Here is a 14,437-nt window from a genome sequence, read left to right as displayed (position 1 = left end):
GCGTTCAGACGGCATTTTCAGTTCGGAGTATAATCCGACTACTATATGAACGACTTGGACAAACCATGTGTCAACTGCTGGGCATGAACTGCAATACGCCGACCGATATTATGTTTTCCTTTGAAGGATTCCGCCGCAGGGGTGGCATTACCGACCATCATGCCGACGGTTTCGGCATCGGGTTCTTCGAAGGCAAAGGCGTGCGCCTGTTCCATGACGACAAGCCGAGTGCAAACTCCCCCGTCGCCGACCTTGTGCGCGCCTACCAGATTAAATCGGAAAACGTCGTCGCCCATATCCGCAAAGCATCGCAAGGACAAACCTCGCTGGCGAACACACATCCCTTTATGCGTGAAATGTGGGGCGGCTACTGGCTGTTTGCACACAACGGGCATTTGGCCGACTTCTTTCCCGCACAGGGCGAATTCTTCCATCCCGTCGGCACCACCGACTCCGAACGCGCATTCTGCCACATCCTCAACCGCCTCCGCACCCGCTTCGACACACGTCCCGACGACGAAACCCTGTTTGACGCCATTGCCGGGCTGACGCACGAAATCCGCAAATTCGGACTGTTTAACTTCGTCTTGTCCGACGGCGTATCACTGTTTGCCCACGCCAGCACACTGCTGCACTACATCGTCCGCCAAGCCCCGTTCGGCAAGGCACGCCTGCTCGACGACGATGTAATGGTCGATTTTGCCGAAGTAACCACGCCGGACGACCGCGTTGCCGTTATCGCCACCCTGCCGCTGACCCGCGACGAATCATGGTCCCAACTTGCCGTGAACGAACTGGTCATGTTCCGTGAAGGCAAAATTATTTTAAACGACCGACCCCGTAACCCCGTCTATATGAGTACCGAAGAAGGCCTGGAAATCGCACGCGCAGCCGGCGTATCGGTTTGATTCAGACGGCATCAGTGAGGAAATACCATGAAATGCCCGTTTTGCAGCCACCCGGACACCCGAGTTGCCGATTCCCGCCTGATGGAAGAGCGCAATACCGTCCGCCGCCGCCGCCACTGCCCCGGCTGCGGCAAACGCTTCGGCACACTCGAAACCGTCGAATTCAAAATGCCCTCAATCACCGGCCATGACAAAAAACGCCGTCCTTTCGACAGAAGGAAGCTTCATGCCGACCTGACCGCCGCCGTCCGCAAATGCACCGGCCAGGAGCAAATCGACGAGATTGTCCGCCTGACGGAATACAGGCTGTACAATTCAGGTTTGCGCGACATATCCTCCACCGAACTTGCCGACATGGTGCTAAAAGAGCTGCTTGAGCACAACACGGAAGCCGCCGTCCGCTTCGCAGCCCTGCACAAACGCTTCGACAGCACGGAACATTTCGCCTCGTGGCTGGCGCAAGCCGTCAAAACAGGCAGCAAAGCCTGACCCCTCCCAAACATTACCCATACTGATACGGTATCCCCATGTTCTCCGATACATACTTTTCCTCCACAGACGTTTCCATGATGCACCAAGCCCTCGACCTTGCCGCTTTGGGGCGTTTTTCCACTTCGCCCAATCCGCGCGTCGGCTGCGTTATCGCACACGGCAGACAAATTGTCGGACAGGGCTTCCACGTCAAAGCGGGCGAACCCCATGCCGAAGTCCACGCCCTGCATCAGGCGGGCGAAATGGCACAAGGCGCGACCGCCTTTGTTACCCTCGAACCGTGCAGCCATTACGGGCGTACCCCGCCCTGCGCCGACGCTCTGCTCCGTTCCGGCATAACACGCGTCGTTGCCGCCATGCGCGACCCCAACCCGCTGGTTGCAGGCAAAGGGCTTGCCCTGCTCGAAGTAGCTGGCATCAAGACGGAATGCGGGCTGCTTGAAAACAAAGCACGCGAACTCAACCGGGGATTTTTATCGCGCATCGAACGCCGTCGCCCCTTCGTCCGCCTCAAATGCGCCGTTTCGCTGGACGGCAAAACCGCGCTTTCAGACGGCAGCAGCTTTTGGATTACCGGCGAAGAAGCGCGTGCCGACGTACAGGTTTTGCGCGCCGAAAGCTGCGCGGTGCTGACCGGCATCGGCACGGTGTTGGCGGACAATCCCCAACTCAACGTCCGCGACTTCCCAACCCTGCGCCAACCCGCACGCATCGTGTTAGACAGCCGCCTGCGCCTGCCCCCGTACAGCTATTTGGTTACCGACGGACAATCTCCGACCTACATCGCCACCTTGGAACGCGATGAAGACAAACTCCGCCCCTATCGGGAACACGCAAACATCCGCATCCTGATGCCGTCTGAAATGGCAGACGGTAAAATCGACCTGCACCACCTGATGCGCCTCCTTGCCGACGAAGGTTTCGGCGAAATCATGGTCGAAGCAGGTTCTAAACTCACATCCGCATTTTTGACAGAAGATCTGGCAGACGAAATCGTCCTGTACCGTTCACCCAAAATCCTCGGCATCGGCAAAGACCTGCTCTCCCTGCCCGAGAACCGTGCCGCACTGACCGATCCTCCTTTATGGACGCCCGTTTCCAGCGAAATCCTCGAACACGACATCAAAACCGTGTTCCGAAAAAACGATAACGTTTTTTGACGGATTCATGACAATTTCACTATATAATACCGGGATGAAATAACATTCTTCAGACGGCACTGCCGTCTGAAACGCCGTGAGGACAATATGAAAGACCAGCTTATCCGAAAATTTGCAGACCGGACCGCCGTCATCGGCATCGTCGGTTTGGGCTATGTCGGACTGCCGCTGATGCTGCGCTACACCGATGCCGGTTTCCGCGTCCTAGGCTTCGACATCGACACCTTCAAAACCGGCAGGCTTAATGCAGGCGAAAGCTATATCGAACACATTCCCTCCGGAAAAATCGCAGCGGCACGTCAAAAAGGTTTTGAAGCCACTGACGACTTTTCCCGGATTGCCGAAGCGGATGCCGTCATCCTCTGCGTCCCCACACCCTTAAACAAATACCGGGAACCCGATATCAGCTTCGTTACCGGCACGACCGACGCAGTCAAACCCTATCTGCGCGCCGGTCAGGTTTTATCGCTCGAATCAACCACCTATCCCGGCACCACCGAAGAAGAACTGCTGCCGCGCGTAGAAGAAAACGGACTGAAGGCCGGCAAAGACATCTTCCTCGTCTATTCTCCGGAACGGGAAGACCCGGGCAACCCCCATTTCGAAACACGCACCATCCCCAAAGTCGTCGGCGGACACACCGCCTCATGTCTGGAAGTCGGCATCGCACTGTACAGTCCCGCCATCGACCGGGTTGTCCCCGTCAGCTCGACCAAGGCCGCCGAACTGACCAAGCTGCTGGAAAACATCCACCGCGCCGTCAACATCGGCCTGGTTAACGAAATGAAAATCGTCGCCGACAAAATGGGCATAGACATCCACGAGGTCATCGATGCCGCCGCCACCAAACCCTTCGGCTTCGTACCGTATTACCCCGGTCCCGGCCTGGGCGGGCACTGCATCCCCATCGACCCCTTCTACCTCACATGGAAAGCGCGCGAATACGGCGTAAACACGCGCTTCATCGAACTGGCGGGCGAAGTCAATTCCCATATGCCCGACTACGTCATCGGCAAAACCGTCCTCGCCCTCAATGGAAACGGCCGTTCCATCAAAGACAGCAAAGTCCTGATTCTGGGCATTTCCTACAAAAAAAACGTGGACGATATGCGCGAAAGCCCCTCGGTGGAAGTGATGGACAGGCTGCACAAACTGGGGGCGGACATCGCCTATTCCGACCCCCATGTCGCCGTTTTCCCCCATATTCCCGGACACCACTGCTTCAACCTTTCCAGTACCCCGATTACGGCAGAAACGCTGGCAGGCTTCGACTGCGTGGTACTGACCACCGACCATGACAAATTCGACTACCCGCTTATCGCCGAACACGCCAAACTCATCGTCGATACGCGCGGACGCTTCCGCGACGGCAGCCCGAAAGTCGTCAAAGCCTGATAGAGAAAGGTTTCAGACGGCATTGGAGAGTATCCCGATGCCGTCTGAACATTTGAAATGGACACAAAAAAAATCCTCGGCTACGCGGCAGGTTCCCTCGGCAGCGCGGTTTTGGGCATAATGACCCTGCCGCTTCTGTCGTGGTACTTTCCTGCTGCCGACATCGGACGCATCATACTGATGCAGACGGCGGCAGGCTTGGGCATATTGGTTTTGGGCATGGGTTTGGATCAGGCATACATCCGCGAATACTATGCCGCCGCCGACAAAGACACTTTGTTCAAAACCCTGTTCCTGCCGCCGCTGCTCTCAGCCGCCGTAATGGCCGCCTTCCTGCTTTCCCGTCCGGAAATGCCGTCTGAAATCCTGTTCTCGCTTGATGACTCCGCCGCCGGCATCGGGCTGGTACTGTTTGCGCTGACCGTCCTGCTGATTCGTTTTTTCTCCCTGATTTTACGTATGGAAGAACGTGCGTTTGCCTTTTCTTCCGCACAACTCATACCGAAGCTCACCGTCCTGCCGCTGCTGCCACTGGCGGTCGGGCTGCTGCACTTCCCTGCACACACCGCCACGCTCGGTGCCGTTTACACACTGGCGAACCTCGCCGCCCTCGCCCTGTTGCTGTTTCAAAACCGATGCCGTCTGAAAGCCGCATGGCGCGCACCGTTTTCATCCGCCGTCCTGCATCGCGGCCTGCGCTACGGCATACCGCTCGCACTGGGCAACCTCGCCTACTGGGGGCTGACTTCTGCCGACCGCTTCTTTCTGAAAGGATACGCCGGATTGGAACAGCTCGGCATATACTCGATGGGGATTACCTTCGGTGCGGCGGCACTGGTGTTCCAAAATATTTTTTCAACGGTCTGGACGCCGCATATCTTCCGCATGGTCGAAGAAAATACCCCGATACCGCACATTTCGGCAACCGCAGAATCCGCCGCCGCGCTGCTTGCCGCAGCCGTCTGCCTGACCGGTATTTTTTCACCTTTGGTTTCCGGCCTGCTGCCTGAAACCTATGCGTCCGTCAGGTTTATCGTCGTATCGTGCATGTTACCGCCGCTGTTTTACACGCTGACCGAAATCAGCGGTATCGGTTTGAATGTCGTCCGCAAAACACGGCTGATTACGCTTGCCAACCTGACCGCGCTGTCGGCAAACCTGCTGCTGTTGAGGCTGCTCGTGCCGTCTGAAGGCGCGCGCGGTGCGGCGGTTGCCTGCGCCGCATCATTCTGGCTGTTTTTTGTTTTAAAGACAGAAAGCTCTTCCCGCCTGTGGCAGCCGCTCAAACGCCTGCCGCTTTATATGCACACATTGTTCTGCCTGACCTCCGCGACAGTCCACGCCTGTTTCGGCACACGGGAAAACCATCCCCTGTTCGCCGCCGTATGGACCGTATATTTGGCAGGCTGCATCCTGCGGCACAAAGCAGAATTAAACCGCCTGTTTTGCCGTCTGAAAAACATGGGTTCCACATCATGAAAATCGTTTTGACCACTTCTATGGCGGGTCTGGGCGGCACGGAAAACGCCACCTTCCGCCTCGGCCGGCTGCTCAGGCAGCACGGACACGACATCATCCTTGCCTCTTCGGACGGACCGTTGCTCAAAGAGGCGCAAGCCTTGGGCATACGTTGGCAACCCGTCGATTTCTATCGCGGCGGCCTTTTCGGCTACTTCAAAGGCATGATTGCCTACGCCCGAATGCTGCGGCGCGAACAACCCGACATCATCCACTGCCAAATGGCGCGCATCGTGCCCGCCTGCGCCGTTGCCGCCAAAATCGTTTCGCCGAAAACCAAAGTGTTCTACCACGCACGCGGGCTGAACCCCGAAACCTATCCGAAAATCGCCCGGCTGTTCGACCGTTTGGGCGTGTACATCATCGGCAACTGCAAACACGAGCGCGACAAACTCATCCGCTACGGTTTTCCCGCACACCGCATCACTTATACCTACAACGCGCTGCACCGTCCCGATTCCGTTCCCGAAAAAACCGCCAAAGACTGCGTCATGCTCGGCACGCTGTCGCGTCTGGACACTGTCCGCGCCGTGCATCTGATGCTGGACATTTTCAAAAAAATGGTCGACCGCGATATGCCCGTACGCCTGAACGTGGCGGGCATAGGCGAAGAAATGGACAATTTGAAAGCGCAGGCGGAACGTCTGGGCATAGACGGCAAAGTTACCTTCCTCGGCGGCGTGCGCGATTTGACCGCCTACTTCAAAGACGTGGATATTTTGGTGAACACGCCCCACTGCATCGGCGACCACGGCGCAGGTGTGGGCAACAACATCTTAGAAGCCGGACTTTACGACACGCCCGTCGTTACCTACGATATGGCGGGCATTTCCGAAATGGTCGTCAACGGGGAAACGGGTTACTGCATCCCCTTCGGCGACGAAGAAGCCTTTATCGCCGCCGTAGACACGCTCGTCAGACAGCCGGAGTTGCGCGAAGCAATGGGCAAAAGGCTGCACACACACGTCGCCGCACTCTGTTCCGACGACGAAATCTACCGTACCACCATGGCCGCCTATACCATGTAATGCCGTCTGAAAGCTGCCGATGAACATCACCATAGTCGCCCCCTACTGCTCGCTGCCGTCCGAACCGTATTTCAACCGCTTTTGGTATCTGGCAGAACGATTGTCGCAATCGCACGACGTGTTGCTGATTACCAGCCGTTTCCGCCACTACGACAAATCCTTCAGACGGCATGAAGATGCACGAAACGCCTCCGCAGAGCGCCTGAAGGTCATACTGCTGGACGAGCCGGGATACGGCAAAAACGTCTCACTGGCACGGCTTGCCAGCCACCGCACCTTCGTCAAAAATTTCGAACGCCTCTTAGAAGGTTGCCGCCCGCACGAATGGGACATCGTCTATTCCGCCTATCCGCTGATGGCGACCAACCTGCTCTTGGGACAACACAAAGTGCGTTTGGGCTACAAACTCATCATCGACGTACAGGACGTATGGCCGGAGTCCTTCTCCTCGGTCATACCGTTTTTGAAAAAAATCCCCCACAACCTGCTGCCCTTTGCCGACCGTGCCGATTGCGCCTACCGCTGCGCCGACGCATTGGTCGCCGTATCGCAAACCTACCTCGGCCGCGCCCGCGAGGCACGTCCCGACGTCCCCGCCGAAACCGTCTATATCGGCGCGGATTTCCCCACCATCACATCCTCGCCCGTACACCGTTTCGACACGGTCAAAACCCGCTTCTTCTATTTCGGCACGCTCAGTCACAGCTACGATGTCGATACTGCCTGCAGGGGGATACAGAAACTTCTGGACAGCGGGAAAAACGTCGAACTGCACATCATGGGCGGCGGCCCAGACCTAGAAAAGCTGAAACAGCATGAAAACCACGCCATCAAGTTTTACGGCTACCTCCCCTACGCCGAAATGATGTCGGTCGCCAAAGGCTGCGACATCGCCGTCAACGCCATCCATAGCCACGCCATGCAGTCGGTTACCAACAAACTTTCCGACTACATGGCATTGCAAAAACCCGTACTGAACAGCCAGACCAATGCCGAAGTCCTCGACCTCCTGAACCTGCTGCCGCACGAAAACTACCGTTCCGGCGATGCAGACAGCTTCGCCCATGCCGCCGAAAGCCTGATGGCAAAACAAAACGGGGCCATACAGTCCGATGAAATCGTCCGCCGCTTCAGGCGCGACATTTCCTATCAGAAAATCGTCAACCTGATTGAAAGATTGGCAAATGAGTAAAGCCGTCAAACGCCTGTTCGACATCATCGCATCTGCATCGGGGCTGATTGTCCTCTCACCCGTTTTCCTGATTTTGGCGTACCTCATCCGCAAGAATCTGGGTTCGCCCGTCTTCTTCATTCAGGAACGCCCCGGAAAGGACGGAAAACCTTTTAAAATGGTCAAATTCCGTTCCATGCGCGACGCGCTTGATTCAGACGGCATTCCGCTGCCCGACGGAGAACGCCTGACACCGTTCGGCAAAAAACTGCGTGCCGCCAGCCTGGACGAACTGCCCGAACTGTGGAACGTCCTCAAAGGCGACATGAGCCTGGTCGGCCCCCGCCCGCTGCTGATGCAATATCTGCCGCTGTACGACAACTTCCAAAACCGCCGCCACGAAATGAAACCTGGCATTACCGGCTGGGCGCAGGTCAACGGGCGCAACGCCGCCTCATGGGACGAACGCTTCGCATGCGACATCTGGTATATCGACCACTTCAGCCTGTGCCTCGACATCAAAATCCTACTGCTGACGGTTAAAAAAGTATTAATCAAGGAAGGGATTTCCGCACAGGGCGAAGCCACCATGCCCCCTTTCACAGGAAAACGCAAACTTGCCGTCGTCGGCGCGGGCGGACACGGAAAAGTCGTTGCCGACCTTGCCGCCTCACTCAACCGGTACAGGGAAATCGTTTTTCTGGACGACCGCGCACAAGGCAGCATCGACGGCTTTTCCGTCATCGGCACGACGCTGCTGCTTGAAAACAGTTTATCACCCGAACAATACGACGTCGCCGTCGCCGTCGGCAACAACCGCATCCGCCGCCAAATCGCCGGACGCGCCGCCGCGCTCGGCTTCAAACTGCCCGTCCTGATTCATCCGGACGCATATGTTTCCCCGTCGGCAACCATCGGTCAGGGCAGCGTCGTCATGGCCCAGGCAGTCGTACAGGCAGGCAGCGTATTGAAAGACGGCGTGATTGTGAATACTGCCGCCACCGTCGATCACGACTGCCTGCTTGACGCTTTCGTCCACATCAGCCCGGGCGCGCACCTGTCGGGCAACACGCATATCGGCGAAGAAAGCTGGATAGGCACGGGCGCGTGCAGCCGCCAGCAGACAACCGTCGGCAGCGGGGTTACCGCCGGCGCGGGGGCGGTTATCGTGTGCGACATCCCGGACGGCATGACCGTCGCGGGCAACCCGGCAAAACCCCTTACGGGCAAAAACCCCAAGACCGGGGCGGCATAAGCGATTAAAATAAACCTCCGTATAAACCGATTTTGACAACACCTGCGGCGTGCGACCGATTCATCGGGACACGCAAAACCCCTCCATCAGACGGCATATTGTCAGAAATGCCGTCTGAACCCGACGGACCAAACACCATGCTGAACACCTCCCTCTCCCCGTGGCCCTGCTTTACCCAAGAAGAAGCCGATGCCGTTTCCAAAGTCCTGCTGTCCAACAAAGTCAATTACTGGACGGGCAGCGAATGCCGCGAATTTGAAAAAGAATTTGCTGCTTTCGCCGGCACGCGGTACGCCGTCGCCCTTTCCAACGGCACGCTGGCACTCGATGTCGCGCTCAAAGCAATGGGCATAGTCGCAGGCGACGACGTCATCGTTACCTCGCGCACCTTCCTCGCCTCCGCTTCCTGCATTGTGACCGCAGGCGCAAACCCCGTGTTTGCCGATGTGGATTTGAACAGCCAAAACATCAGCGCGGAAACCATCAAAGCCGCGCTGACGCCGAATACCAAAGCCATCATCGTCGTCCACCTCGCCGGTATGCCCGCCGAAATGGACGGCATCATGGACTTGGCAAAAGAACATAATTTGTGGGTGATTGAAGACTGCGCCCAAGCGCATGGCGCGAAATACAAAGGCAAATCCGTCGGCTCTATCGGCCACGTCGGCGCATGGTCGTTCTGCCAAGACAAAATCATGACCACCGGCGGCGAAGGCGGCATGGTCACCACCAACGACAAAGCGCTGTGGCGCAAAATGTGGTCGTACAAAGACCACGGCAAAAGCTACGATGCCGTGTACCACCGCGAACACGCACCCGGTTTCCGATGGCTGCACGAAAGCTTCGGCACCAACTGGCGCATGATGGAAATGCAGGCGGTCATCGGCCGCATCCAGCTCAAACGTATGCCCGAATGGACTGCCCGCCGTCAAGCGCACGCCGCCAAACTGGCTGAAAGCTTGGGCAAATTTGCCAGCATCCGTTTGGTTGAAGTCACCGACTACATCGAACACGCGCAATACAAGTTCTACGCCTTCGTCAAACCCGAACACCTGAAAGACGGCTGGACGCGCGACCGCATCGTCAGCGAACTGAACGCGTGCAAAGTCCCCTGCTATCAAGGCAGCTGTTCCGAAGTCTATTTGGAAAAAGCCTTCGACAACACGCCGTGGCGTCCGAAAGAGCGTTTGAAAAACGCCGTCGAACTGGGCGACACCAGCCTGATGTTCTTGGTGCATCCGACGCTGACCGACGGCGAAATTGCGTTCTGCAAAGAACACATCGAAGCCGTATTGACCGAAGCCACACAATAACCCTTCAGACGGCATATGCCGCCTGAAAGCACATACCGCCCCACGATATGACTCTGGAAACCCTGCTTGCCCTACCGCGCAACATCAAGAAAATCTGTTTCCTCATACACGATTTTCTGATGATTTTCACCGCCTTCTGGTTTACCCAAAGCCTGAAGGCCGACTACTCGAACGAATGGTTCGACCCTGCCAACTGGCAGTCTTTCCTATTGACCGCGCTGTTGACCATCGGCCTGTTCGTCAGAATGGGGCTCTACCGTGCCGTTACACGCTTTGTCAGTTTCCACGTCCTGACCACCGCCTTTGCCGGCAGCCTCGTCTCCGCCGTACTGTTTTTCCTCAATACGCTGATATTTGAAGAAAAATTGCGCCTCGCCCTGCCCGTCGTCTACTTTCTGCTGCTGCTTGTCTCCGTAACCGGCTCCCGCATGGTCATACGCGGCCTTTTATCCGACCACCAAAAAAAACATATGACCCCCGTCATCATTTACGGCGCGGGACGGTCGGGCAGACAACTGCTCGAGGCCGTCAAACAGATACGCGAATATTCCGCGGTCGCCTTTGTGGACGACAACCCCAAGCTTTGGCACACCGTCATCTACGACCTTGCCGTTTACCAGCCCAATGCCATCGCCTTCCTCATCGAACGCTACGGCGTGGAAAAAATCCTGCTCGCCATTCCCAGCGCGACTCAGGAACAACGCCGCCGAATCATCAGCAAACTGGAAGCCTATCCGTGCGAAGTGTTGACCATTCCCGGAATGAAAGACCTGATGGACGGGAAAATCAGCATCGGCACGCTCAAAAAAATCTCCGTGTCCGACCTGCTCGGACGTGATTCCGTCGCGCCCGACGACCGCCTCATGAATGCCGACATTGCCGGCAGAACCGTGATGGTAACCGGTGCCGGCGGCTCCATCGGTTCGGAACTCTGCCGCCAGATTATCCGCCGCCGCCCCGAAAAGCTGCTGCTATTCGAGTTATCCGAATTCGCCCTGTACGCCATCGAAAAAGAATTGCGCGAATACTGCACCCAAAACAATACCGATACCGAAATCCTGCCCTTCCTCGGCTCGGTGCAGAACCGCACGCTGCTCACGCGCATCATGACCGCCGGCCAAGTCTCCACCGTTTACCATGCCGCCGCCTACAAACACGTCCCCATGGTCGAATTCAACACCGTCGAAGGCATACGCAACAACATCTTCGGCACACTCGAGTGCGCGCTTGCCGCCACGGCATCGGGCGTAAGAACCTTCGTCCTCATCTCCACCGACAAAGCCGTCCGCCCCACCAACACCATGGGTGCCAGCAAACGCATGGCGGAACTCTGCCTTCAGGCGCTCGCCGCCAAACCAGGACAAAAAACCCGCTTCAGCATGGTACGTTTCGGCAATGTTTTAGGTTCGTCCGGCTCCGTTGTCCCGCTGTTTGAAAAACAGATTGCCGAAGGCGGCCCGCTCACCCTGACCCACCCCGAAATCACACGTTATTTCATGACCATACCCGAAGCCGCCCAACTCGTCATACAGGCAGGCGCGATGGGTACGGGCGGCGACGTATTTGTCCTCGACATGGGCGAATCCGTCAAAATCATCGACCTTGCCCGCCAAATGATTACCCTAAGCGGCCTCAAACCCAAAACACCCGAACAACCCGACGGCGACATCGAAATCCTCATTACCGGGCTACGTCCCGGAGAAAAACTCTACGAAGAGCTGCTCATCGGCGACAACGTCCGCAAAACCGGCCATCCGCGCATCATGACCGCCAACGAGACCATGCTGCCATGGCACGAGCTCTCCGCCCTGCTCGACCGCATCCGTTCAGCCTGCGACCGTTACGACCAGCAGGCAATCCGCACCCTGCTCATCAACGCCCCGACCGGCTTTGCCCCGAGCGACGGCATCTGCGACCTGCTTTGGGTACGAGAAACACACAGAAAAAATGCCGTCTGAACCTTCAGACGGCATAACGTACAAACCAACCTACCTTACACACACGGAGTTTGACATGCAGTTTTCAGCATTCGGCGAAAAATTCACGCAACACAGCGGCATCCTCCAACTGATGGACGACCTCGGCGACGCGCTCAAAAACGACAAGCCCGTCAACATGCTCGGCGGCGGCAACCCGGCGCGCATTCCGGAAATCGATCGGGCGTTTGCCGACATATTCTCCAAACTGGCTACGGAACACGCCGTCGAAAACATCGGCAACTACTCCAACCCCCAAGGCGATGCTGCGCTGATTGACGCGCTGACCGCCTTCCTCAACCGCGAATACAGCTGGAATCTGACCGCAGACAATATCGCGCTGACCAACGGTTCGCAAAACGCGTTTTTCTATTTATTCAACCTCTTCGGCGGCAAATTCAACCTTTCAGACGGCACATCTGCAGAAAAAGCCATTTTGTTGCCGCTCGCACCCGAATACATCGGCTATGCCGACGTGCATGTCGAAGGGCAGCACTTCGTTTCCGTCAAGCCCAAAATCGAAAACGTCGAACACGAAGGCGAAGCAGGCTTCTTCAAATACCGCGTGGACTTTGACGCACTGGAAAACCTGCCCGAACTCAAAGCGGGCAAAATCGGCGCGATTTGCTGTTCGCGCCCGACCAACCCGACCGGCAATGTGTTGACCGACGGCGAAATGGCACGTTTGGACGCTTTGGCGCGTGAACACGGGATTCCGCTGATTATCGACAACGCCTACGGAATGCCGTTCCCCAACATCATTTACAGCGACGTAACGCTGAATTGGCACGAAAACATCATCCTCTGCTTCAGCCTGTCCAAAGTCGGCCTGCCGGGCGTTCGCACCGGCATCATCGTCGCCGCGCCCGAAGTCGTCAAAGCCGTTAGCAGCCTGAACGCGATTGTGAACCTTGCCCCCACGCGCTTCGGCGCAGCCATCGCCGCCCCGCTGCTGGAAAGCGGCGAGATGAAACGGCTTGCCGACCAAATCATCCGGCCGTTTTACCGCAATCAGGCGCAAACCGCCGTCTCGCTGCTCAAGCGCGAGCTGGGCGCGTACCCGATGAAAATCCACAAACCCGAAGGCGCGATTTTCCTATGGCTCTGGTTTGAAAACCTGCCCGTTTCTTCGCAAACCCTGTACGAAATGCTCAAAGCCGAAGGTACGCTGATTATTCCGGGCGAGCATTTCTTCGTCGGCATTGACACGCAGGATTACCCGCACGCGGGTGAGTGCATCCGCATGAGTATCGCGCAGGACACTCAAACGCTGGAAAAAGGCATTGCCGCCATCGGTAAAACCGTCCGAAAACTGTACGACAACGTTTAAACCGCAAAAAAATGCCGTCTGAAAAGTTTTCAGACGGCATTTTTATCTGCATTCAATGTCGGGAAAAGTGCGCCCACACCGGCCTGCAGTTTTCCGGCAGCTCGGGACACGCGCCGAGGATGCCGCCGCTAAAGTCGTTTAAACGGTGGAAGTCGCTGCCCGCGCTGGCGAGCATACCGAAGCGTTCTGCCAAAAGCGCGTAGTTGAGGCGGTCGTTTTTGCAACAGTTGCCGCTGTGGACTTCGATGCCTGCGCCGCCGAGGTTTTTAAATTCTTCAAACAGATTGCGCTTGGCGGTGGCGGACAAATCGTAGCGCATGGGGTGGGCGATAACCGCCATGCCGCCCGCGCCGTTGACAGCGGAGACGCAGTCTTCCAGCGTCGCCCATTCGTGTCGGACGGCGCAGGATTTACCGTCGCCCAAGTATTTGGTGAACGCCTGCTGCTTGTTTTTGACATGTCCCGCTTGGATGAGGAACTCGGCGACGTGGGTGCGGCTGACCATTTCTTTGTTTGCCGCCAGTGCCAGCGCGCCGTCGTATGCGCCGCCGATGCCTTTCTTTTCGAGCTTGGCGGCGATGGCTTCAAGACGTTTCAGACGGCCTTGCCGCACTTGCGCCAACAAGTTTTGCAGGTTTTCGTCCTGCTCATCGAAATCCAAACCGACAACGTGTATGGTACGCCCGCGCCACGTTACGGAAATTTCCACACCGTTAATCAGGCGCAAACCGAGCCTGTCGGCTTCGGCACGCGCTTCGGCGATGCCGCCTGTGTGGTCATGGTCGGTCAACGCCAGCAGCGTGCAGCCGTTTTGATGCGCGAGACGCACGACTTCGGCGGGGGAGAGCATACCGTCGGAAACGGTGGAATGGCAGTGCAGGTCTATCATGG

12 protein-coding genes are annotated in these 14,437 nt (G+C 57.1%); 11 read left to right on the top strand and 1 reads right to left on the bottom strand.

Annotation, left to right across the window (positions count from 1 at the left end; translation table 11 throughout):
• The first annotated feature begins 65 nt into the window (after window positions 1-65).
• From DQM57_RS00730 to DQM57_RS00680, 11 genes are all read left to right on the top strand, one after another.
• Entirely contained in the window at window positions 66-908 is an 843-nt protein-coding gene (locus DQM57_RS00730; RefSeq protein WP_111726300.1) for a class II glutamine amidotransferase, read from the top strand.
• A gap of 27 nt (window positions 909-935) precedes the next feature.
• Window positions 936-1,397, top strand: a complete 462-nt coding sequence (locus DQM57_RS00725) for a transcriptional regulator NrdR (RefSeq protein WP_111726299.1) — start codon at window positions 936-938, stop codon at window positions 1,395-1,397.
• A 38-nt stretch (window positions 1,398-1,435) separates the two neighbouring features.
• Window positions 1,436-2,560: a bifunctional diaminohydroxyphosphoribosylaminopyrimidine deaminase/5-amino-6-(5-phosphoribosylamino)uracil reductase RibD gene (gene ribD, locus DQM57_RS00720; RefSeq protein WP_111726297.1), complete on the top strand. Its 1,125-nt coding sequence runs from the start codon at window positions 1,436-1,438 to the stop codon at window positions 2,558-2,560.
• An 87-nt stretch (window positions 2,561-2,647) separates the two neighbouring features.
• Window positions 2,648-3,955, top strand: coding sequence for a nucleotide sugar dehydrogenase (locus DQM57_RS00715; protein ID WP_111726294.1), 1,308 nt, complete (start codon window positions 2,648-2,650; stop codon window positions 3,953-3,955).
• Window positions 3,956-4,012: 57 nt separating this feature from the next.
• The gene (locus tag DQM57_RS00710; RefSeq protein ID WP_111726292.1) at window positions 4,013-5,434 is read left to right on the top strand and encodes a lipopolysaccharide biosynthesis protein; all 1,422 of its coding nucleotides are present in this window, start codon (window positions 4,013-4,015) and stop codon (window positions 5,432-5,434) included.
• Window positions 5,431-6,501 carry a glycosyltransferase family 4 protein gene (locus DQM57_RS00705; RefSeq protein WP_111726290.1) on the top strand — a complete coding sequence of 357 codons (1,071 nt, stop codon included), beginning with the start codon at window positions 5,431-5,433 and terminating at the stop codon, window positions 6,499-6,501. The genes DQM57_RS00710 and DQM57_RS00705 overlap by 4 nt, the downstream gene beginning before the upstream one ends.
• 19 nt (window positions 6,502-6,520) lie before the next feature.
• Window positions 6,521-7,693: a glycosyltransferase gene (locus tag DQM57_RS00700; protein ID WP_111726288.1), complete on the top strand. Its 1,173-nt coding sequence runs from the start codon at window positions 6,521-6,523 to the stop codon at window positions 7,691-7,693.
• Window positions 7,686-8,927 carry a NeuD/PglB/VioB family sugar acetyltransferase gene (locus DQM57_RS00695; protein ID WP_111726286.1) on the top strand — a complete coding sequence of 414 codons (1,242 nt, stop codon included), beginning with the start codon at window positions 7,686-7,688 and terminating at the stop codon, window positions 8,925-8,927. The genes DQM57_RS00700 and DQM57_RS00695 overlap by 8 nt, the downstream gene beginning before the upstream one ends.
• A 137-nt stretch (window positions 8,928-9,064) precedes the next feature.
• Window positions 9,065-10,240: a DegT/DnrJ/EryC1/StrS family aminotransferase gene (locus DQM57_RS00690; protein WP_111726284.1), complete on the top strand. Its 1,176-nt coding sequence runs from the start codon at window positions 9,065-9,067 to the stop codon at window positions 10,238-10,240.
• A 47-nt stretch (window positions 10,241-10,287) separates the two neighbouring features.
• On the top strand, window positions 10,288-12,198 hold the full coding sequence (locus tag DQM57_RS00685) for a nucleoside-diphosphate sugar epimerase/dehydratase (RefSeq protein WP_111726283.1): 1,911 nt from the start codon (window positions 10,288-10,290) through the stop codon (window positions 12,196-12,198).
• A gap of 55 nt (window positions 12,199-12,253) precedes the next feature.
• On the top strand, window positions 12,254-13,546 hold the full coding sequence (locus tag DQM57_RS00680; protein WP_111726281.1) for a valine--pyruvate transaminase: 1,293 nt from the start codon (window positions 12,254-12,256) through the stop codon (window positions 13,544-13,546).
• Window positions 13,547-13,598: 52 nt separating this feature from the next.
• Here the strand turns inward: DQM57_RS00680 and DQM57_RS00675 are convergent, their stop codons facing one another.
• On the bottom strand, window positions 13,599-14,435 hold the full coding sequence (locus tag DQM57_RS00675; protein WP_101119092.1) for a PHP domain-containing protein: 837 nt from the start codon (window positions 14,433-14,435) through the stop codon (window positions 13,599-13,601).
• Window positions 14,436-14,437 lie beyond the last annotated feature (2 nt).

This window comes from Neisseria cinerea (genome assembly GCF_900475315.1).
In the GTDB taxonomy this organism is placed as follows: Bacteria; Pseudomonadota; Gammaproteobacteria; order Burkholderiales; family Neisseriaceae; genus Neisseria; species Neisseria cinerea.
The sequence above is the reverse complement of the archived record's forward strand: the minus strand, read 5'-3'. Positions and strand labels throughout refer to the sequence as shown.